This window comes from Janthinobacterium sp. 344 (assembly GCF_900112025.1).
Taxonomy (GTDB): Bacteria; Pseudomonadota; Gammaproteobacteria; order Burkholderiales; family Burkholderiaceae_D; genus Janthinobacterium.
On record NZ_FOKL01000001.1, the window covers coordinates 674235 to 694342 of the forward strand.

Genomic DNA, 20108 nt, shown 5'->3' on the forward strand with positions numbered 1-20108 from the left:
ACGCGACAGGGGACGGAAATCGGGGGATGGAATGGCGAAAATGGGGGCTAGCTTGCGGAGCAGCCATGCTGCCGCAGCTTGCAGCGATGTCCGGCCTGCGGCTGGCAAGCCAGTCAAGTCGCTCAATGCGAGCACGACTAGCAAATGCCGCCAGCCTCGCTCCTGCCTGTACGCAGGTCAAGCCCAAGCAGGCACGTGTAGCCGCTTTCCTTGCTGTAGACACACAGAAGATGCCCTCTGCGCCGCTCGCGGTCGTCGGGGTCGCCGCTGCAGGCATGTTCGCGCCGCATGTCAGGCCCGATACCATTGAACAAATCCCGGGCAGCCTGCCCCTTGAACCGGAATGCAACATGGCGGTCGTCCGGTGTCGGTGGCAGCATCTCGGCAAGGCTGCCGCCATACATCTGATAACGGCCACTGAGGGCCTTGGCTTCAGCCGTTTCCACGCGTCTCTCGGCAGACTGTGCCAACGACATCAAGGCGCATGCGCCAAGAATGCCGATTCTGCGCAAGCTCACGCATACCTCCTGATCGCGACGTGAAAGTGATCGTCATGCCGCATCGCCGACCGAACTCTTCCGCCCCCGATCACCTTCTGCACGTCCGTGTCATTAAAGTAAATGACGCGAACCATCATGTGCCGCGCGAATAGCCGGATCAAGCGGGTTGTTGCTTCACGATCATAAGCAGGATCAAAACGCGTCAACCGCGCCTCCTGCCCTGTCAGCTTGTCCTTCCGAACCGGCCGAATATCCATTTCAAGCCCCTTCTGGTGCGTGGCATGGCCATCATATTCTGCGCCGCCAGCGACACTGATATTACCGATGCCAAACTTGCGTTCGTCAATAGCTTGCCACTCGCGTTCAATGCACAAAATAAGCGTCATCAGGTTGGGATGGGCATACTGGGCCAGGTGGCCGGTATTGAGCCTGCCGCCCACATTTCCATAAACGTAATAGCCCGCCCCCTCAGGCGCCTGGGGCAACATAAAGTAACCGCGCGTATCTTTCGCTTGAAGCTCCAGCATGATGCTCTCCATCAAACGACGATACGCATTGACACGCCGAGGATATTTTGAATAACGACGCTGACCTAGGACATGCACACAACAAGCTGTGACCAGACATGTGATTGTTGCCGGCTTGCCAGTCCAATGACTTGGCATACATCAATTTTGCATCGATGACAGCGCGCAGAGGCAGTCCTGCAGGGCGTCTGCGGCGCGATAAGATAAACATTGCACTTATTCCAGTGCCGGAATATCGCCGGCCTGCAGGAAATGGCCCGCAGAAAAGAAAAAGGCCACTCCGAAGAGTGGCCTAAGTCCTTGAATCTAATGGTCGGGGCGAGAAGATTCGAACTTCCGACCCCATGCACCCCATGCATGTACGCTACCAGGCTGCGCTACGCCCCGACGAGGTGGGAATTATAGCAGACGCTTTTAGGTTTTTGCCATGCTTTCCGCGTGATTCTGTCGAACTGCGCAAAGTTTTTTTTCTCCCGGATACCAGCGGCTTAGTCGTTCAGCAACAGCGCCGTCAGGACGGTGCGAAAACCGGCGATCAAGGGTTCGACCTTCATGTCGGGATTGTGCACCAGGCGCACGGGCAAGCCCTGGTACATGGCGATCAGGGCATTCAGCCGCCCTTCCAGCATGGCCTCGTCGGCCGGCAGGCCGCGCTTGATGCGCGCTTCCTTGATAATCGACAGGAACAGGGAACGCGAACGCACGTCCGCGCAGTGCAGCATTTCGGCGATGGCCGGATTGCGCGACGCTTCGGCGAAGATCTCCAGCGGCATCACCCAGGTTTTCGGGTCCAGGCTTTCCAGCACGTGCTCGCCAGCATTGTCGATCACGGCCTGCAGCGGGTCTTCGCGTTGCGCCAGATCCTGCATCAGGTTGGTGACCCGCTCCATGTTCTGCATGACGAAGGCGGCGATGATCGCATCCTTGCTGTCAAAATAATTATAGATGTGGCCCGCGCTCATGCCGGCCGCCTTCGAGATCTCGGCCATGCTGGCGCCGTGGAAGCCGCGGCGGCTGAAGCAGCTTTCGGCCGCATCGAGGACCTGCTTGCGCCGCGTGTTGGCGCGTTCGGGATCCGGATGCTTCTTTTCAACTTGGTTCATGACTTTTCCAGTAGCGCGCCGGCCCCGCCCTCGCGGGCAAGGCCGGCGTCGGCGTCCCCGTGATTATTGGACGCCGCCAGCCGCCGCGACGGCTGTCTGCTCAGGCTGCCAACCGCCGCCCAGCACCTTGTACAAGGTGACCAGGTTGGTCGATTTGGCCAGGCGCGCCGTGATCAGGCTTTGCTGCGCCGTGTACAGCGCGCGCTGGGCCACCAGGGCGTTCAGGTAAGACTCGGCGCCCTGCTTGTAGCGCGCGTCGTGGATGGTGTAGCTCTTCGTCGACGCCTCGACCAGCGATTCCTGCGACTGCAGGCGCTCGTCGATGGTGCCGCGCTGGGCCAGCGCATCGGACACTTCACGGAAGGCGACCTGGATCGCCTTTTCGTATTGCGCCACGGAGATTTCACGCTGCACCTTGGCGATATCGAGGTTGGCGCGGTTCACGCCGCCATCGAAGATCGGCAAGCTGATCTGCGGAATGAAGCTCCACGTGCCGCTGCCCGCCTTGAACAGGCCCGACAGGTTGTCGCTCAGCGAACCGGCCGTGGCCGTCAGCGAGATGCGCGGGAAGAAAGCCGCGCGCGCCGCGCCGATATTCGCATTCGCCGCGCGCAGGGTGCGCTCGGCCGCCAGCACGTCGGGACGGCGTTGCAGCACGTCCGACGGCACGCCGGCCGGAATGTCCGCCAGCGCCGTCACGCTACCGAACTCGGCTTGCGGCAGCAGCTCGGCCGGCACGGGGCCGCCCACCAGCAGCACCAGCGCGTTCTGGTCCAGCGCCACCTGGCTGGTGTAGACGGCCACGTCGGAACGGGCCGACTCGACGCTGGTCTGCGCATCGTACTTGTCCAGGCCCGACGTGGCGCCGGCACTGAAGCGGCGCACGGCCAGGTCATACGACGACTGCTGGCTCTTCAGGGTGTCCTGCGCCACGCGCAGGCGCTGCTGGTCGGCCACCAGGTTCAGATAGGTGCTGGCCACTTCGGCCACCAGGCTGATCTGCTGTGCGCGGCGTGCTTCTTCCGTGCCCAGGTATTGCTCCAGCGCGCTGTCGGACAGGCTGCGCACGCGGCCGAAAAAGTCCAGCTCGTACGCCGACACGCCCAGGTTCGCCGTGTACTGGCGGTTGATGGACGCTTCGCCGGTGGCGCTGGCGTTCTTCGGAATGCGCGTGGCCGTCTGGCCGCCCGAGGCCGACAGGGTCGGGATCAGGGCGGCGCGTTCGATGCCGTACGTGGCGCGCGCCTTCTCGATGTTGAGGATCGAGACGCGCAAGTCGCGGTTGTTGGCCAGCGCCAGTTCCAGTACCTGGCGCAGGCGCGCATCGGCAAAGAACTCGCGCCAGGCGATGTCCGACACCGGCTTGGCGTCGGCGGCGGCCGTGTCGGCCTTGTAGGACGGGCCCGTCGGCCACGCCGTGGGCGCCGGCGCTGCCGGACGCTCGTACGTGGGAGCCAGGCTGCAACCGGCCAACAAGGCCAGTGCCGCCATGGAGAGTAGCGATTTTTTCATATTAATGTGCATCCTTGGAAAGCGTGACGGCTGGCGAGCCAGGCGTCGCCGGCGTGGCGGGCGCGTCCGGCTTCGAGAAGAAGCCGCGCACCAGCACGAAGAACACCGGCACGAAGAAGATACCGAGGAACGTGGCCGTCAGCATGCCGCCCAGCACGCCGATACCGATGGCGTTCTGACTGCCCGAACCGGCGCCGCTGGAAATAGCCAGTGGCAACACGCCCAGGCCGAAGGCGATCGAGGTCATCAGGATCGGACGCAGACGCAGACGCACGGCGTGCAAGGTCGCGTCCAGCAGCGACATGCCCGATTCCTGCATTTCCTTGGCAAATTCGACGATCAGAATCGCGTTCTTCGCCGACAGGCCCACCACCGTGAGCAAGCCCACCTGGAAGTACACGTCGTTCGACAGACCGAACAGCCACGTGCCCAGCACGGCACCGATCACGCCCAGCGGCACGACCAGCAGCACGGAGAACGGGATCGACCAGCTTTCATACAGCGCGGCCAGGCACAGGAACACGATCAGCAGCGACAGCGCGTACAGCTGCGGCGTCTGCGAACCGGATTCGCGCTCTTCCAGCGACACGCCGGTCCAGCTCATGCCGATGCCGGCTGGCAGCTTGGCGACCATTTCTTCCATCGCGTTCATGGCGGCGCCCGTGCTTTGGCCCGGCGCCGGCGTACCCAGGATCTCTACCGACGGCAAGCCGTTGTAGCGTTCCAGGCGTGGCGACGCGTAGATCCACTTGCCGGTGGCAAAGGCCGAGAACGGCACCATTTCGCCGGCGGTGTTGCGCACGAACCACTTGTTCAAGTCTTCCGGCAGCATGCGCGAACTGGCATCGCCCTGGATGAACACTTTCTTCACGCGGCCGCGGTCGAGGAAGTCGTTGACATAGGAACTACCCCAGCCGACGCTCAGCACGCGGTTGATTTCCGCAATCTGCAAGCCCAGCGCGGTGGCTTTCTGCTGATCGATGTCGATCTTGTACTGCGGCGTATCTTCCTGGCCGTTCGGGCGCACGCCCACCATCACCGGGTTTTGCGACGCCATGCCCAGCAACTGGTTACGCGCCGCCATCAGGGCGTCGTGGCCGACACCGCCGATATCCTGCAGCTGCATGTCGAAACCGGTGGCGTTACCCAGTTCCAGCACGGCAGGCGGGGCAAACGTAAACACCATCGCGTCCTTGATCTGCAGCAGCTTGCCCATGGCGCGGCCGGCCACGGCCGGCGCTTTCTGCGCCACGTCCTTGCGCAGCGCCCAGTCTTTCAGGCGCACGAAGGCGATACCCGTGTTCTGGCCGTTACCGCCGAAGCTGAAACCGGCGACGGCGAACACGGACGCGACGTTGTCTTTCTCGCTGTTCATGAAGTGGTCTTCGACCTGTTCGATCACTTTCAGGGTGCGCTCTTGCGTGGCGCCCGTCGGCAATTGAATCTGCGTAAACAAGATGCCCTGGTCTTCTTCCGGCAGGAACGAAGTTGGCAGGCGCATGAAGATGAACACCAGGCCGGCCAGCAGCAGCACGTACAGCAGCATCGAGCGGAAACGGTGCGTGATCATGGCGCCGACCCAGCCCTGGTACTTGTTGCTGCTGCTGTCGAAGCTGCGGTTGAACCAGCCGAAGAAACCCTTGTTGGTGGCGTGATGGCCCTTCTCGACCGGTTTGAGCAGCGTGGCGCACAGCGCCGGCGTAAACACCAGCGCGACGACGACGGACAGCACCATCGACGACACGATCGTGATCGAGAACTGGCGGTAAATCACGCCCGTCGAACCGCCGAAGAAGGCCATCGGCACGAACACGGCCGACAGCACCATGGCGATACCCACCAGCGCGCCCGTGATCTGCGTCATGGACTTGCGCGTCGCTTCCAGCGGCGACAAGCCCTCTTCGCTCATCACGCGCTCGACGTTTTCCACCACCACGATGGCATCATCGACCAGCAGGCCAATGGCCAGCACCATGGCGAACATGGTGAGCGTATTGATCGAATAGCCGAACGCATTCAGGATACCGAAGGTACCCAGCAGCACGACCGGCACGGCCATGGTCGGGATCAGGGTGGCGCGGAAGTTCTGCAGGAACAGATACATCACCAGGAACACCAGGATGACCGCTTCAACGAGGGTTTTGACCACTTCTTCGATGGACAGTTTCACGAACGGGGTCGTGTCGAACGCCACCTGGTAGCTCATGCCTTCAGGGAATTGCTTGCTCAGGTTGCTGAGCATGGCTTTCGCGGCGTTGGCCGTATCGAGCGCGTTGGCGCCCGTTGCCAGCTTGATCGCCACACCCGTTGCCGCATGGCCATTGTAGCGGGCCACGGTGTTGTAGTTCTCGCGGCCCAGTTCCATGCTGGCCACGTCCTTCAGGTGCACCATGGCGCCGTCGGTGGTGGTTTTCAGCAAGATGGCGCCGAACTGCTCCACCGTTTGCAATCGGCTTTGCGCCGACACGGTCGCGTTCAGCTGCTGGCCCTTGACGGACGGCGTGCCGCCCAGTTCACCGGCCGACACTTCCGCGTTCTGCGCCTGCACGGCCGTGATCACGTCGGCCGGGGTCAGGTTAAAACTTTGCAGCTTGGCCGGGTCGAGCCAGATACGCATGGCGTACTGCGAACCGAACAGGGTCACATCGCCCACGCCGGCCACGCGGCTGAGCGGATCGACGACGTTGGCGGCCACATAGTCGCTCAAGTCGGTCTGGTCCATCTTGCCGTTTTCGGAAATGAAGCCGAACACCATCAGGAAGTTCTTGGTGGCTTTCGACACGACCAGGCCCTGCTGCGTGACAGCCGTCGGCAGCAGTGGCGTGGCCAGCTGCAGCTTGTTCTGTACCTGCACCTGGGCGATGTCAGGATTGGTGCCGCTGGTAAACGTCAAGGTGATGCTGATGCCGCCAGTCGCATCGCTCGACGAGGCCATGTAGCGCAAGCCGTCGATACCCTTCATCTTTTGTTCGATGACCTGGGTCACCGCATCTTCCACGGTCTTGGCGGAGGCGCCAGGGTAGGAGCCGCTGATCGAAATCGACGGCGGAGCAATGCTCGGGTACTGCGCGATCGGCAGGCTGAGGATCGAAATCACGCCGGCAAGCATGATGACGATCGCGACCACCCAGGCAAAAATCGGGCGGTCAATGAAAAAACGGGCCATTAATATTCTCCTGGATTAGTGGGCGCTGGCAGCCGATGCTGCGGCAGAGGCTGCAGCGGCAGGCGCGTCAGCCGCCTTGGCCGGCACGGCAACGGCAGGGGCGCCTGGCTTGACTTTTTGCAAGCCTTCCACGATCACGCGGTCGCCTGCGGCCAGGCCGGAGGTCACCAGCCAGTCGGTGCCGATGGTGCCGCTGGTGGTCAGGATGCGTTGCTCGACCTTGTTTTCCTTGTTCAGGATCAAGGCCGTGGCCTGGCCTTTCTGGTTACGCGTCACGCCCACTTGCGGCACGGTGATGGCTTTTTCGTCCACGCCCGTTTCCAGCTGCGCACGCACGTACATACCCGGCAGCAATTCGCCTTTCGGGTTCGGGAACAGCGCGCGCAAGACCACGTTGCCGGTGGTCGGATCGACCGACACGCCGGCGAACTGCAACTTGCCCGATACGCCGTACTTGCTGCCGTCCGGCAAGATCAGGTCAACCTTGGCCTGGCCTTCGCCGACTTTCTTCAGGGAACCGTCCGCCATCTGGCGCTTCAGGCGCAGCAGGTCGGTGCTCGACTGGGTCACGTCGACATACATCGGATCGAGCTGCTGCACGGTCGTCAGGGCATCGGCCTGGCCTGCCGTGACCAGTGCGCCGGCCGTCACGGTCGAGCGGCTGGTGCGGCCGCTGATCGGCGCCGTCACGGTGCTGTATTTCAAGTTGATGTTCGCCGATTCCAGCGCCGCAGTGGCGGACTCGACGTCTGCCTTGGCTTGCTCGAACGCGGCGACGGCGTCATCGTATTCCTGGCGGCTCACGCCTTCGATGGCAACCAGTTCCTTGTAACGGGCCGCTTTCGGGCCGGCCGTCAGCAGGTTCGCCTTGGCTTTCGACAGGGCGGCCTTGGCCGAATTGTAGGCAGCCTGGTAGGTCGCCGGATCGATCTGATACAGGGCCGTGCCCGCTTTCACATCGCTACCCTCGACGAACAGGCGTTTCTGGATCAAACCGCCCACTTGCGGGCGCACATCGGCCACCTGGTAGGCATTCGTACGGCCGGGCAATTCGGCGCTCATCGGCAACGCGGCCGGATTAACAGTAAACACGACCACCTGCGGCGCTTGCTGCGCGTGCGGTGCTTCCTGTTTTTTACTGCAGCCGGCCATGATTACAGTGGCGCACAGAACGGCAATAGCGCCGCTCGTACGCGGCGACGTCAAGGAAAAAGTTGGTTGCATCTTGGACTTTCTGAAAAAGAAGCTGGCTAGTGTCGTTAGAAATGAATAAATTTATTAACGCAGATCAAAGAATGAACGATCATTCTAAAATCGTCAAGCATCGTTACAATTGAAACATAGTAACTTTTAAGCGTATTTTGTTATTTATGATGCAATAAATTGACGGCAACAACGGAAGGGCGCATCGGCAGGCACAGTGAAAAACCTGACAGATGGTAATAAAAAGGCAATGCGGGAAAGTTGGATTGAGTGAATACTTTAGCAGGGTCAAGATTTCTTTGCTGAAGCTGTCAACACGTGCGCAACACTGTGCCGCCGGCGCGCGGACCAGGCATAATTATTTACCAATGGTATCGAAAAGACATGGCATCACAGGTGCGCTAATATGCATATCCACAGCGAGCCAGAACAGGGGGCGCAGCGATGATGGCACCGGCGCAGGACATAACGCAGACAGGGACCGGCATGGTCGCATCGTCGCTGGCATCGTCGCTGCTGTCGACGGGCGTGCCCGGCCTCGACACGGTGCTCGCTGGCGGCTTGCTGGCCGAGCGCCTGTACCTGATCGAAGGCGAACCGGGCACGGGCAAGACCACCCTGGCGCTGCAGTTTCTCGCCGAAGGGGCGCGCATGGGCGAGCGCGTGCTGTATCTCGCGCTGGCCGAATCGGAAATCGAATTGCGTGGCGCGGCCCTGTCGCACGACTGGAACCTGGACGGCATCGCCATCGAGGAAGTCACGCCCAGCGATGACATCCTCGACCCCGAGCGCCAGTACACCATCTTCCACCCGTCGGAAATCGAGCTGGCCTCGACCAACCAGCGCATCGTGGCCGCCATCGAAAAGCACCGCCCTGCCCGCCTGGTGCTCGATTCGCTGTCCGAACTGCAACTGCTGGCGGAAAATCCGCTGCGCTACCGGCGCCAGGTCGTGGCATTGAAGCAGTATCTTGCCAACCGGCACTGCACCACCCTGCTGATCGATGACCGTTCCGCGCTCGACGATGGCTTGCAAGTGCGTAGCGTGGCCCATTGCGTCATCTCGCTGGAGCTGCAAAACCAGGCTTACGGCAACGACCGGCGCCGCGTGCGCGTGGTGAAGTACCGGGGCGTGGCGTTTCGCGGCGGCACGCACGACTACAAGATCGCCCACAGCGGCCTGGTGGTCTACCCGCGCCTGGTGGCGGCCGACACGCGGCGCGATGGCGATCACCGCCGCCTGTCCAGCGGCTTGAGCGAGCTCGACACCATGATAGGCGGCGGCCTGGAAGAAGGCATGAGCACGCTCATTTCCGGCCCCGCCGGCAGCGGCAAGTCCACCCTGGCCGCGCAATTCGTGCATGCCGCCACGGCGCGCGGCGAACGGTGCGCCATGTTCCTGTTCGAGGAAGCGCGCAGCAAGCTCGTGAACCGGGCCGACAGCGTGGGCATGCGCCTGCAGGCGGCGCTCGATACGGGCTTGCTCAGCGTGCAGCAAATCGATCCGGCCGAGCTGACCCCGGGCGAATTCGCCCAGGCCGTGGTCGACGCGGCCGAACGCGGTGCCAGGGTGATCGCCGTCGACAGCCTGAACGGCTACATGCATGCGGTGCCCGACGAGCGCTTCCAGAGCACCTATCTGCACGAACTGCTCAACTACCTGAGCCAGCGCGGCGTGGCCACCCTGCTCGTCGGCGTGCAGCAGAACATGCTGGGCACGGCGATGACCACCTCGGCCGATGCCAGCTACCTGGCCGACAACGTCGTCATGCTGCGCTACTACGAAACGGAAGGCGAGGTGCGGCAGGCGATCTCCGTCTTCAAGAAGCGCGGCAGCGCACATGAACGCAGCATCCGCCGCTTCGAAATCGGCCCGCAGGGCATCCGCATCGGCCCGGCCCTGGCCGGCTTCCACGGCATCCTGTCGGGCATGCCCACCGTCGGCGGTACGCCATTCCCCTAGGCCCGGCCATGGAACAGCGCATCCTGATCTACGCGCCGGCCGGCCAGGACGCCAGCCTGACAGCCAAGGTGCTGGGCAGCAGCGCCATCGACAGCCATGCCTGCCGCTCGGCCGCCGAACTGGCCGACCAGCTGGCGCTGGGCGCGGGCGGCGTGCTGACGGTGGAAGAGGCGCTGCACGCGGGCGCCTACCAGGTGCTCGACGACTACGCGCGCCAGCAGCCCGACTGGTCCGACCTGCCCATCATCCTGCTCACGCATGCGGGACTCGATTCCCTGCCCCTGCGGCAAGCCATCGCGACCCTGGGCAATTTGACCCTGCTGGAACGCCCCGTGCACGTGCTGACCCTGATCACGTCGGCGCATGCCATGCTGCGCGCGCGCCAGCGCCAGTACCAGGTGCGCGAGACGCAGCGGCGCAAGGATGAATTCCTTGCCAGCCTGGGCCATGAATTGCGCAATCCGCTGGCGCCCATCAAGACCTCGGTGGCCCTGCTCAGCCATCTGTATCCGGAGTCGGAGCAGGTGTCGAAAGTAAAAGGCGTGATCGAGCGCCAGGTCACGCACCTGACGCGCCTCGTCGACGACTTGCTCGACGTGGCGCGCATCACCAGCGGCAAGGTGCAACTGCAGCGCAAGGACATCGCACTGCAGCAGGTACTGGGCCATGTGATCGAACTGTGCCAGCCTGTCGCCAGCAGCCGCCACATCAGCATCGGCCTGGACTTGCCGGCGCACACAGTGGTGTTGCATGCCGACTATGCGCGCGTGGTGCAGATCTTTGCGAATATCGTCTCGAACGCCGTGAAGTTCACGCCGGACGACGGCCACATCCACATCACGGCCCGCATGGCCGAAGGCCAGCTGCACGTGGCCATCGAAGACAATGGCATCGGCATCGAGCCGGAAGCGATGCCGCGCATCTTTTCCATGTTCGAGCAGGGGCGCACGGTGACGGGCCAGATGGCCAGCGGCCTCGGTATCGGCCTGAGCCTGGCCCGCCAGTTTGCCGAAATGCATGGCGGCGGCATCGAAGCGCACAGCGAAGGCCCCGGCCGCGGCAGCCGTTTCATCGTCCACCTGCCGGCCAGCATTGTCGAAGGGCCGGCCGCGATGCCGGCGGATGCGGCGCCCACCGGCGCCAGCCACGCCGTGCAGGTGCTGGTGGTGGACGACAACCGCGACGCGGCCGATTCGCTGCAGACGCTGTTCCAGCTGGAAGGCTATGCCGTGCGTGTCGCCTACGATGGGGCGCAGGCGCTGGCCGCCATCGACGCCATATGGCCGCAGCTGATCGTCATGGACCTGGGCATGCCCGGCATGGATGGCTATGAGGCGGCGCGCCAGATCCGCCAGAAGGCGCAGGGACGCGACGTGCTGATGCTGGCGCTGACGGGCTGGGGCCAGGGCGACGCGCGCCAGCGCACGGCGCAAGCGGGTTTCGACCACCACCTGACGAAACCGGTCGACTTCGCCGCCATCGCCGCCCTGCTGGGCCAGCATCTGGCGCAGCGGGCCGCGACGCGGACACCATGAGGGTTATTTCCACTTGCCGCGCAGTTCCTGCACTTTTTGCTGCAGCAGTTCCGGCGTGGCAGCCTCGGGCGGCACGGGCATGCCGACGGCCAGCGACAAACGCGAGCGCAAGCCCGCCTTGAAGGCCCGTTCGAACAAGTGGCCGTTGCGGTGACTGAGCAAATGGCCCCACAGGCCGCGCAGCGCCAGCGGAATCACGGGCACCTTGCTGCGCTCGACGATCTTGGCGATGCCGCCCTTGAACTCGCTGATCTGTCCCGTGCGCGTCAGCTTGCCTTCAGGGAAGATGCACACGAGTTCGCCTTCATGCAGCGCCTGCGCGATGTCGATGAAGGCCTTTTCCATGAGGAACGGGTCTTCCTTGGCCGGCGCGATGGGAATCGCCTTGGCCGTGCGGAAAATCCAGCCCATCAGCGGCATCTTGAAGATGCGGTGGTCCATGACGAAACGGATGGGGCGGGGACTGGCCGCCATGATGACGATGGCATCGACGTAACTGACGTGGTTACATACCAGCACGGCCGCGCCTTCCGTGGGAATGCGTTCGCCATCGACCACTTTCACGCGGTGCACCGTCTGGATCAGGATCCACGCCAGGAAACGCATGAGGAATTCCGGCACCAGCGAGAAGATATACGCCGCCACCAGCGCATTCAAAATGGCCGTGACGAGGAACAACTGGGGAATGGTGAAGCCTTGGCCCAGCAGCACGATGGCCACGCCGGCGGCCGCCACCATGAACAGCGCGTTGAGGATATTCATGCCGGCGATCGTGCGCGAAATGTGCTTCGGATCGCAGCGCGTCTGGATCAGCGCGAACAGGGGCACGATGAAAAAGCCGCCGAACACGCCGATCATGACGATGTCGAGCAAAATGCGCGGCACGCCCGCCTGGCTGACAAACGCCAGCGCGTCGACCACTTGCGTGTTGACATACGCATTGCTGGCGAAATACAGGTCGATACCGAACAGCGACAGGCCGATGGAGCCGAAGGGCACCAGGCCGATCTCGATCTTGTGGCCGGACAACCTTTCACACAGCAAGGAACCCGTGCCGATGCCGACGGAAAACACGGTCAGCAGCAGCACGAACACGCTGTGGTCGCCATGCAGGAAATCCTTCGAATACACGGGGAACTGCGCCAGGATCAGGGCGCCGTAGAACCAGAACCAGGAGTTGCCCAGCATGGCGAGGAAGACGGGACGGTTCTTGCGCGAAAAATTCAGGTTGCGGAACGATTCGGCGACAAAATTCAGACTTACCTTCAAGTCCGGCTCGGGCGCCGGCGTGCGCGGCACGCGGTAGCTGGCGATCAGGCCGAACACGGCCACGGCAATCGTCGCGCCGGCCACCAGTTCCACGCCCAGCGGCTTGTGCACGATCAGCACGGCGCCGAGAATCTCTCCCAGTAAAATGCCGACAAAAGTGCCCATCTCGATCAGGCCATTGCCGCCCACCAATTCCTCGGGTTTCAGCTGCTGCGGCAGGTAGGCATACTTGACGGGGCCAAACAGGGTCGAATGCACGCCCATGCCCACCACGGCGGCCACCAGCAGCCACAAGGTATGCGTCATCCAGCCGGCGGCGGCCACGGCCATGATGGCCAGTTCCATCCATTTGACGAAACGCGCCAGGCCCGCCTTTTCAAACTTGTCGGCCAGCTGGCCCGCCGTTGCCGAGAACACGACGTAGGGCAGGATGAACAGGCCGGGGATCAGGTTGGTGATGGTGGACGGATCGAGCGTGGTCCAGCTCAGCGCATCGTAGGCGAGGATCACCATCAGCGCCGTCTTGAACAGATTGTCGTTGAAGGCGCCAAAGAACTGGGTCCAGAAGAAGGGCCCGAAACGGCGCTGCGACAATAAGGAAAACTGGCTGCTTTGACTCATGGCATGGGGGACGGGCAATTAAGGAATTGCTAAAATACAGCACTATCTTGCGCACGACAATCTTAATGTCCCGGTATTGCTTACCGTCAATACGCACATCGCCCCGCCGCGCCATGCTGGCCCCGCGCCTGGAGTCTTGCCCTGGCACCACAAAAATCGCCTGTTTCTTGATAATAAGGTAATGTGCGCATACCGTGGGCGGCTCCGCCCCGCTCTACCAGGAAGGTTGCCCCATGTTTGGATTGATCACCCTGTTCATCCTTGGCTTGCTGATTACCGGCTTCGTGCTGGCGCTGCAGTACCGCAGAAAGGTGGCCGACCTGGAGCTGCTGACGGCGCGCCTGCGCAAGGAAGTCGACAGCATCCAGCAGCGCCTGCACGCGCTGGAAGGCCAGGACGTCACGCCATCGGCCGCGCCCGCCGCGGAGCGCGCGGCAGCCGTGCCGGCGCCGACACCAGTGCCAGTGCCAGTGCCGGTGCCGGTTGCTGCGCCTGTGCCGGTGCCGCCCGCCGTGCCCGTGCCGCAGCCAGCCGTGATCGCGCCGGCCGGCGTGGCAAAGGCCGCGCCCGCCGCCGCATCCATCGCCGCACCGGCAACGGCGCCGGCGCCGGCATCCGCGCCATCGGCGCAGCCACTGCCAGCCGGACCAGCGCGCGCCGCCACCACGCCAACGTGGATCGCGCGCCCGGACGGCCTCGTCGCCAAGGCCAGGAACTGGCTGTTTACGGGCAACCTGGTCGCCAAGCTGGGCTTGCTGATCCTCTTCCTCGGCGTCAGTTTCCTGCTCAAATACGTGGCGGCGCAGGTGACGGTGCCCATCGAGCTGCGCCTGGCCGGCATCGCGCTGGCCGACATCGCCCTGCTGGCCTGGGCCTGGCGCATCCGCGTCAAGCGTCCCGGCATCAGCCTGCCGCTGCAGGGCACGGCGCTGGCGATCTTGATGCTGGTGACGTTTGGCGCCTTCCGCCTGTATGAACTGATCCCGGCGGGCCTGGCGTTTGCCGTGCTGTTCGTGCTGACGGCGTTCACGTGTTTGCTGGCCGTGCTGCAAAACGCCGTCTGGCTGGCCGTCTTCGGCATCGTCGGCGGCTTTGCCGTGCCCTTGCTCGTGTCGACGGGCAGCGGCAACCATATCGGCCTGTTCAGCTATTACGCGCTGCTCAATGCGGGCGTCTTCGCCATCGCCCTGAAACGCGCCTGGCGCGTGCTGAATGTGCTGAGCTTTGGCTTCACCTTCGTTGTCGCCACCACCTGGGGCCTGCTGCGCTACACGCCGGACAACTACCTGTCGAGCCAGCTGTTCCTGATCCTGTTCGTGCTGTTCTATATCGGCATCACCATCGCCTACTGCGCGCGCCAGGCGCCGCGCCTCAAGCATTACGTGGATGGCACGCTGGTGTTCGGCACGCCGCTGGCGGCCATGGGCCTGCAATACGGCCTGGTGCGGCATTTTGAATTTGGCCTGGCGTTTTCCGCCCTGGTCGCCGGTTTGACCTACACGGGGCTGGCCGTGGCCCTGTGGCGCAGGAACGGTTTCAAGCTGCTGGCCGAGGCCTTCCTCGCGCTGGGCATCGTCTTCGGCACGCTGGCCATCCCGTTCGCCCTCGATGGCCGCTGGACGTCGGCCGCCTGGGCGCTGGAAGGGGCCGGCATCGTCTGGGTCGGCCTGCGCCAGCGCCAGACCCTGGCCTGGGCCTTCGGCCTGCTGGTGCAGGCGGGCGCCTGGATTTCCTTCCTGTTCGCCATGCTGGAACTCGATGCGGCAACGGCGCTGCACGCCAACATCTGGCTCGGCTGCCTGCTGCTGGCCGCCGCCGCGCTGGTGATGGCCTTCAATTTCCGCCGCCACGGCAGCCACCTGTATCCGGAATTCATGGCCAGCCTGGCCGTGCTGTTCCTCACGGCCGCCACGGCCTGGCTGCTGGGCGGCATCTGGAATGAAATCCTGCTGCGCACAGATGCCGCCACGCAACTGAACCTGCTGACGATCAGCGCCCTGGGCGTGGCCGCCCTGCTGGCGGCGCTGGCGCGGCGCGAAGACTGGCATGCGCCGCGCGCCCTGCTGCTGGCCGTGCAGATACTGGCCGGCATGGTCATTCTCAGCCACGCCAGCTGGGCGTGGGACCAGCACCCGGCCAGCCTGTTCGGCGGTTCCTTCCTCAGCGCCCTGCTGCTGGGCGCCGCCGCGTTTGCCAGCGCCCGTTTCCTTGCGCTGCGCGCGCGCGGCGGTGACGCGCTGCTGGCCCTGGTAGCGCGCCCGCTGCTGGTCTGGAGCAGCTTGCTGTGGTTTGCCGCCATCCTCGTGCCACTCACGAGCTGGCTGCTGCAACTGGTTGGTGGCGATGTAAGCATGCAGCCGCACGCGGGCGAGCACTGGCTGGCGCTGTACCTGATCGCCGTGTGCATCACGACGCCCGTGTTCGCCATCGTGGCGCGGCGCCTGGATTGGCCGCAACTGCGCTGGTTGACCGTGGCCGTCTGGCTCGGCCTGGGCCTGTGGAGCGCCAACCTGCTGCTGGCGCTGTATCTGCGCGATTACCTGCCGACGGGCTTGAGCTGGCTGGCGCTGGCCTGCGCGCTGGCGGCAGGCGAATACCTGCTGCGGGCCTGGCCACAGGCCAGCTGGTCACTCGACGTGCGGGCGCAGCGTCTGCTGCACACGCTGCGCACGGCGGCGCCCTGGCTGATGCTGTGGCCCGTGGGCGCCATGCACGTCAGCGCCTGGCTGGCGCGCCACGAAGACAGTGTCAGCCCCGCCTGGGCCCGCTACTTGCCTGCCTGGGCCATGATGCTGGCGCTGGCCTGGCTGATCCGCCGCTGCCGCGCGGGCGCCTGGCCGGTGGCGCCGATTGCACAGTGGTATCAGCACACCCTGATCCCGCTGGGCGCGCTGTGGTCGCTGCTCCTGATCGCCGCGTGGAATATCGTCGACGACGGCGCCATGGCACCGCTGCCCTATTTGCCGCTGCTCAATCCGTTGGACCTGAGCACGGGCTTTGCCGTGCTGCTGGCCATCGCCAGCTACCGCTTGTTCCCCGCCGGCCAGGTGCCGCTGCCGGCCCTGTGGCAAGCGCGCCTGCCCGTCGTGGCCGCCTGCTTGCTGTATGGCTGGTTCAACCTGATGCTGCTGCGCACCGTCTCGCACTATGTTGGCGTGCCGTATACCTTCGACGCCATGCTGGCCTCGCAATTCGTGCAAGCCATGCTGTCGCTGGTGTGGAGCATCACGGCCCTGCTGCTGATGCGCCACGCGGCCCGCCAGCAGCGGCGCCAGCAGTGGAGTCTCGGTGCCGTGCTGCTGGGCCTGGTCGTTCTGAAACTGTTCCTGATCGACCTGTCCAACGTGGGCGGCATCGAGCGCATCGTGTCCTTCGTGGGTGTGGGCTTGCTGATGGTCTTGATCGGCTACCTGGCGCCCTTCCCCAAGGCTGCCGCGCCAGCGCCGGCCGAACCGAACCCGAGAGCCGCCGCATGAAACCCTTATTGATCTGTTGCAGCCTGCTGGTGGCCGGCGCAGCGCTGGCCGCGCCTGGCCAGGATCGGCCGCAGGACTATCGCTGGAGCATCGCGTTGACGCCGCAGCCCGGTGCCGGCCTGAGCCGCTTAAGCGTCCCCACCGACGTGTACCTGCATGCGCGCTCGGCCAGCCTGGCCGACGTGCGCCTGTTCGACAGTACCGGCAAGCCGCTGGCCTTCGCCCTGACGGCCCCGCCCGCGCAATCGCGCACGCAACGCGACACGCTTGCCATGCGCATCTTTCCCGTCACCGGCAAAAATATCGGCTACTACGAACTGGACAACGTGGATATCCGTACCGGCAATGACGGCCGCCTGCTGTCCGTCACGACGCGTGGCGGCGGAACACCCGACGCGGCGCCGGGCTTACTGATCCTCGATGCGGGCCCGCCCGCCAAAGATAGCCGTATCGGCGCCCTGCATTTTACCTTGCCGCCAGGAACCGATAACTATAATGCGCAAGTACTACTGGAAGTAAGCGACGACCTGAAGCAATGGGATGCCATCGCCACCACCACCCTGAATTGGCTGCGCAATAGCGACACGCAAACCCTGGCCAACGACCGCATTGAATTCGCGCCGCGTGCCTTCCGTTATGCGCGGCTAAGCTGGCAGTACGGTGATCCCATCACTTTCGCCGGCATCGCCGCGCAGCAGGTCAGTGTCACGGCCGTTGCCTCGCCGCGCGCCACCATCACATTGAAAGGGACGGCGGGCAAGGACGTCGACGAGCGCCTGTATGCCACGCCGATCGCCATTCCTGCCGACAGCATCGGCTTGCAGCTGGCCGAAGGCAACACGTCCATGCCCGTCACCCTGGGCGTATATCATCCGGCAAGCGAGGCGCCGCGCCAGCGCCTGCATCTGGGCCCGCGAGCACGCGCCACGCAGGCCGCCGATTTCGAACCACTGCTCAACACGACGTTCTATCGTATCAACATGGATGGTAAGGAACGTGTCTCCGGCGACTTGGCCATGCCAGTCGTGCAAACGGCGCAATGGGTGCTGCGGCCGCAATATCACAGCGGCACGAACCCAAACCTCAACTCCGTCTTGCGCCTTGGCTGGACACCAGCAAGCCTGGTGTTCCTGGCCAGCGGCAAGGGGCCGTATCAACTGGTCTTCGGCAGGAATGGCGCAACGCCAGCAGCGCTGCCGCTGTCGCAGGTCGCGCCCGGCTTCACACAGGAGGAATTGCTGGCGCTGCCTGTCGCCACGGCGGCCAGGGTGGTGGCGCTGACCAGCGAGGCCCCCATCGAGAAGACGCCCGACGGCGCAGGCTTGCGCCTGGCCGCACTGTGGGCCGCACTGCTGCTGGGCGTGGGCGTGCTGGGCTTTTTTGCCTGGCGCTTGCTGGCGCAGATGAAAGAGGAGCAAGGCAGTACGGACAAGCAGGAACATTAGCCGCTTGGCCGCGACATTGCTGCCTCACTGCCGCAGCAACGCCTTGAACGTCTGCGGCATCCATGGCCGGGCCGCCAGCATGAAACTGATGGCCAGGCGCTCGTCGCCAGGCAAGCGCGCGTCTTCCTGGTGCTGCTGGGAAAATTCCACGGCCACTTGCTTCAGGCGTTCCAGCAAGGCCGCCGTGGATTTTTTCGACAGCATCACGTTCACCAGGCGCAGCAATTCCGTCTCGCCATCGAACTGGGAATTCAAATAGTCACCATAGGCTTCCTGTTTGAAATAGGTGTGGATCGGGCCATTCGGTATCCAGGCAAAAGTCCGCGCCACCAGCAGTTTGACCCGGTTATTCGGCAGCAGTTCCAGAAAACCGATCTTATCGAGGCGCAGCAGGTATTTCACGGCCTCCGCCTCGCTGATGTCATAGATGGCGACGATCTGTTCCAGCGGCAGCAGGTTCAGGGCCGACACGGCCACGACGAACAGCTTGGTGTCCTCGATGATTTCCTTCTCTTGCGCAAACGTCAGCCCCGTGATCAGGGTCGGCGTGGCCTGCGCCGACTGCACGGCCAGCGCCAGTTGCTGGAAGTCGCTGCCGATGGCCACCAGGATCTGGTCCAGCCGCTGCAAGGTAAATTGCTTCTGCGAGAACATGCGCTTGACGCTGGCTTCGGACACGCCGATGCGCTGCGCCAGTTCCGCATACGTGACGGCGCGCGCTTTCAGCAAGCGCTTCAAGGCCTCGATCAGGGCGTGGGTTTGCGGCATGCACTTCCTTTATAAAAATAATATCGCTGTAGCCCACTCAAAAGTAGCGCATAACGCTACCTGCGGTATGCCCGCCCGCTACGAGTAGCGTTTTCATTGACCTATTGCCCACAGTCTACAATGATGGCGTTGCCACTTGGCACACTTGAAGGAGAAACACATGAAACGCCTGCTGCCCCTCTGCCTGTCCCTGTCGCTGTTGTTCGCTAGTGCCGCGCCCGGCCTAGTGCACGCCGCCGCCTCGGAGAATCTGTCAAAAGGCTCGCAAAACCTCAGCGACGGCTCCGCTGTCGTGGTCGGCGGTTCGCTGTCGATGCTGGTCGCCTCCGGCCAGGTCGTCGTTGCCAGCGTGGAAACGGTGGGCGAAGGCATCGTCATCGTGTTGAAAGGCGCGTCCGAAGCGGGCGGCGCCTCCGTCCAGATGAGCACGCAAGCGGCCAAGGGCCTGTCGCTGGCCGCCGGCACCGTGGTCAACGTGGTGGCGCTGTCCACCGGCCACATGCTGGTCCTGTCGGGCAAGGCCATCGCCTTCATTCCGAACGAACTGGGCAAGGCGCTGCTGCACCACTCCAAAGTGTAATCTCCATCAGGAAGAACAGGACATCCATGAAACACGTCATCGCCATTACCCTGCTGTGCGCCGCGACCCTGACATCGCAGGCGGCCAATTCCGATACCACCAACGCCTCCGACAATGCCAGCATGGCATCGGCCATCGTGCTCGTCGGCTCCATGTCGCTGCTGGCGCAGGCCGGCACCGTCGTCATCGACAGCGTGGAAGACATGGCCGACGGCAGCGTGCTGGTACTCAAAAGCACGGCCAGGGGCGCCTCGCAGGCGGCCACGGCGTCCATCAAGCTGAGCAAGCAGGCCACGCAGGGATTGTCGCTGGCGGCTGGCACTGTGGTCGAGGTGGTCGCCGTCTCGACGGGCCACATGCTGGTGCTGTCGGGCAAGGCCATCGCCTACCTGCCGAATGCGGCCGGCAACGCCATCCTCCACCATTCGAAAGCGTGACGCC

Annotated in this window: 14 protein-coding genes and 1 tRNA gene; 6 read left to right on the forward strand and 9 right to left on the reverse strand. The window is 63.8% G+C overall.

Annotated elements, in window-relative coordinates; all coding sequences use genetic code 11:
- Positions 1-137: 137 nt before the first annotated feature.
- From BM193_RS03095 to BM193_RS03125, 7 genes are all read right to left on the reverse strand, one after another.
- Positions 138-518, reverse strand: coding sequence for a hypothetical protein (locus BM193_RS03095; RefSeq protein ID WP_092795284.1), 381 nt, complete (start codon positions 516-518; stop codon positions 138-140).
- On the reverse strand, positions 515-1027 hold the full coding sequence (locus tag BM193_RS03100) for a penicillin-insensitive murein endopeptidase (protein WP_175533133.1): 513 nt from the start codon (positions 1025-1027) through the stop codon (positions 515-517). The genes BM193_RS03095 and BM193_RS03100 overlap by 4 nt, the downstream gene beginning before the upstream one ends.
- A gap of 310 nt (positions 1028-1337) precedes the next feature.
- Positions 1338-1414: transfer RNA gene (locus BM193_RS03105), tRNA-Pro, on the reverse strand.
- 101 nt (positions 1415-1515) lie between these two features.
- The gene (locus tag BM193_RS03110; RefSeq protein WP_092795288.1) at positions 1516-2130 is read right to left on the reverse strand and encodes a TetR/AcrR family transcriptional regulator; all 615 of its coding nucleotides are present in this window, start codon (positions 2128-2130) and stop codon (positions 1516-1518) included.
- A 63-nt stretch (positions 2131-2193) separates the two neighbouring features.
- Complete coding sequence (gene adeC / locus BM193_RS03115; protein WP_092795290.1) at positions 2194-3642, reverse strand: AdeC/AdeK/OprM family multidrug efflux complex outer membrane factor; 1449 nt, start codon at positions 3640-3642, stop codon at positions 2194-2196.
- A gap of 1 nt (position 3643) precedes the next feature.
- The gene (locus tag BM193_RS03120) at positions 3644-6808 is read right to left on the reverse strand and encodes an efflux RND transporter permease subunit (RefSeq protein ID WP_092795292.1); all 3165 of its coding nucleotides are present in this window, start codon (positions 6806-6808) and stop codon (positions 3644-3646) included.
- 15 nt (positions 6809-6823) lie between these two features.
- Positions 6824-8032, reverse strand: coding sequence for an efflux RND transporter periplasmic adaptor subunit (locus tag BM193_RS03125; protein WP_092795293.1), 1209 nt, complete (start codon positions 8030-8032; stop codon positions 6824-6826).
- Positions 8033-8497: 465 nt separating this feature from the next.
- Between BM193_RS03125 and BM193_RS03130 the strand changes: the two genes are divergently transcribed.
- Together BM193_RS03130 and BM193_RS03135 are read left to right on the forward strand one after the other, a co-directional pair.
- A complete protein-coding gene (locus BM193_RS03130) occupies positions 8498-9973 on the forward strand; it encodes an ATPase domain-containing protein (protein WP_092795294.1) in 1476 nt (491 codons plus the stop codon).
- A gap of 8 nt (positions 9974-9981) precedes the next feature.
- Positions 9982-11508 carry a hybrid sensor histidine kinase/response regulator gene (locus BM193_RS03135; RefSeq protein ID WP_092795296.1) on the forward strand — a complete coding sequence of 509 codons (1527 nt, stop codon included), beginning with the start codon at positions 9982-9984 and terminating at the stop codon, positions 11506-11508.
- 3 nt (positions 11509-11511) lie between these two features.
- Here the strand turns inward: BM193_RS03135 and BM193_RS03140 are convergent, their stop codons facing one another.
- Complete coding sequence (locus BM193_RS03140) at positions 11512-13398, reverse strand: MFS transporter (protein WP_092795297.1); 1887 nt, start codon at positions 13396-13398, stop codon at positions 11512-11514.
- A gap of 233 nt (positions 13399-13631) precedes the next feature.
- Between BM193_RS03140 and BM193_RS03145 the strand changes: the two genes are divergently transcribed.
- Together BM193_RS03145 and BM193_RS03150 are read left to right on the forward strand one after the other, a co-directional pair.
- Positions 13632-16874, forward strand: a complete 3243-nt coding sequence (locus BM193_RS03145; RefSeq protein WP_092795299.1) for a DUF2339 domain-containing protein — start codon at positions 13632-13634, stop codon at positions 16872-16874.
- Positions 16871-18319 (forward strand): DUF3999 family protein, encoded by a 1449-nt coding sequence (locus BM193_RS03150; protein WP_092795300.1) that lies wholly within the window; start codon positions 16871-16873, stop codon positions 18317-18319. Before BM193_RS03145 ends, BM193_RS03150 begins: the two co-directional genes overlap by 4 nt.
- A 24-nt stretch (positions 18320-18343) precedes the next feature.
- Here BM193_RS03150 and BM193_RS03155 read toward each other — a convergent pair whose 3' ends face one another.
- Entirely contained in the window at positions 18344-19087 is a 744-nt protein-coding gene (locus BM193_RS03155) for a helix-turn-helix domain-containing protein (protein WP_092795302.1), read from the reverse strand.
- 160 nt (positions 19088-19247) lie between these two features.
- On the opposite strand from BM193_RS03155, the gene BM193_RS03160 reads away from it, so the two are divergent.
- Both BM193_RS03160 and BM193_RS03165 read left to right on the forward strand, forming a co-directional pair.
- The gene (locus BM193_RS03160) at positions 19248-19667 is read left to right on the forward strand and encodes a hypothetical protein (RefSeq protein WP_092795303.1); all 420 of its coding nucleotides are present in this window, start codon (positions 19248-19250) and stop codon (positions 19665-19667) included.
- A 26-nt stretch (positions 19668-19693) separates the two neighbouring features.
- Positions 19694-20104, forward strand: coding sequence for a hypothetical protein (locus BM193_RS03165; protein WP_092795304.1), 411 nt, complete (start codon positions 19694-19696; stop codon positions 20102-20104).
- The last annotated feature ends 4 nt before the right edge of the window (positions 20105-20108 follow it).

What these genes read in the sequence shown, in the direction of transcription:
- BM193_RS03100 (WP_175533133.1), bottom strand. Translation starts at nt 1,027, where the DNA reads ATGCTGGAGCTTCAAGCGAAAGATACGCGCGGTTACTTTATGTTGCCC.
- BM193_RS03110 (WP_092795288.1), bottom strand. Translation starts at nt 2,130, where the DNA reads ATGAACCAAGTTGAAAAGAAGCATCCGGATCCCGAACGCGCCAACACG.
- adeC (WP_092795290.1), bottom strand. Translation starts at nt 3,642, where the DNA reads ATGAAAAAATCGCTACTCTCCATGGCGGCACTGGCCTTGTTGGCCGGT.
- BM193_RS03120 (WP_092795292.1), bottom strand. Translation starts at nt 6,808, where the DNA reads ATGGCCCGTTTTTTCATTGACCGCCCGATTTTTGCCTGGGTGGTCGCG.
- BM193_RS03125 (WP_092795293.1), bottom strand. Translation starts at nt 8,032, where the DNA reads ATGCAACCAACTTTTTCCTTGACGTCGCCGCGTACGAGCGGCGCTATT.
- BM193_RS03130 (WP_092795294.1), top strand. Translation starts at nt 8,498, where the DNA reads ATGGTCGCATCGTCGCTGGCATCGTCGCTGCTGTCGACGGGCGTGCCC.
- BM193_RS03135 (WP_092795296.1), top strand. Translation starts at nt 9,982, where the DNA reads ATGGAACAGCGCATCCTGATCTACGCGCCGGCCGGCCAGGACGCCAGC.
- BM193_RS03140 (WP_092795297.1), bottom strand. Translation starts at nt 13,398, where the DNA reads ATGAGTCAAAGCAGCCAGTTTTCCTTATTGTCGCAGCGCCGTTTCGGG.
- BM193_RS03145 (WP_092795299.1), top strand. Translation starts at nt 13,632, where the DNA reads ATGTTTGGATTGATCACCCTGTTCATCCTTGGCTTGCTGATTACCGGC.
- BM193_RS03150 (WP_092795300.1), top strand. Translation starts at nt 16,871, where the DNA reads ATGAAACCCTTATTGATCTGTTGCAGCCTGCTGGTGGCCGGCGCAGCG.
- BM193_RS03155 (WP_092795302.1), bottom strand. Translation starts at nt 19,087, where the DNA reads ATGCCGCAAACCCACGCCCTGATCGAGGCCTTGAAGCGCTTGCTGAAA.
- BM193_RS03160 (WP_092795303.1), top strand. Translation starts at nt 19,248, where the DNA reads ATGAAACGCCTGCTGCCCCTCTGCCTGTCCCTGTCGCTGTTGTTCGCT.
- BM193_RS03165 (WP_092795304.1), top strand. Translation starts at nt 19,694, where the DNA reads ATGAAACACGTCATCGCCATTACCCTGCTGTGCGCCGCGACCCTGACA.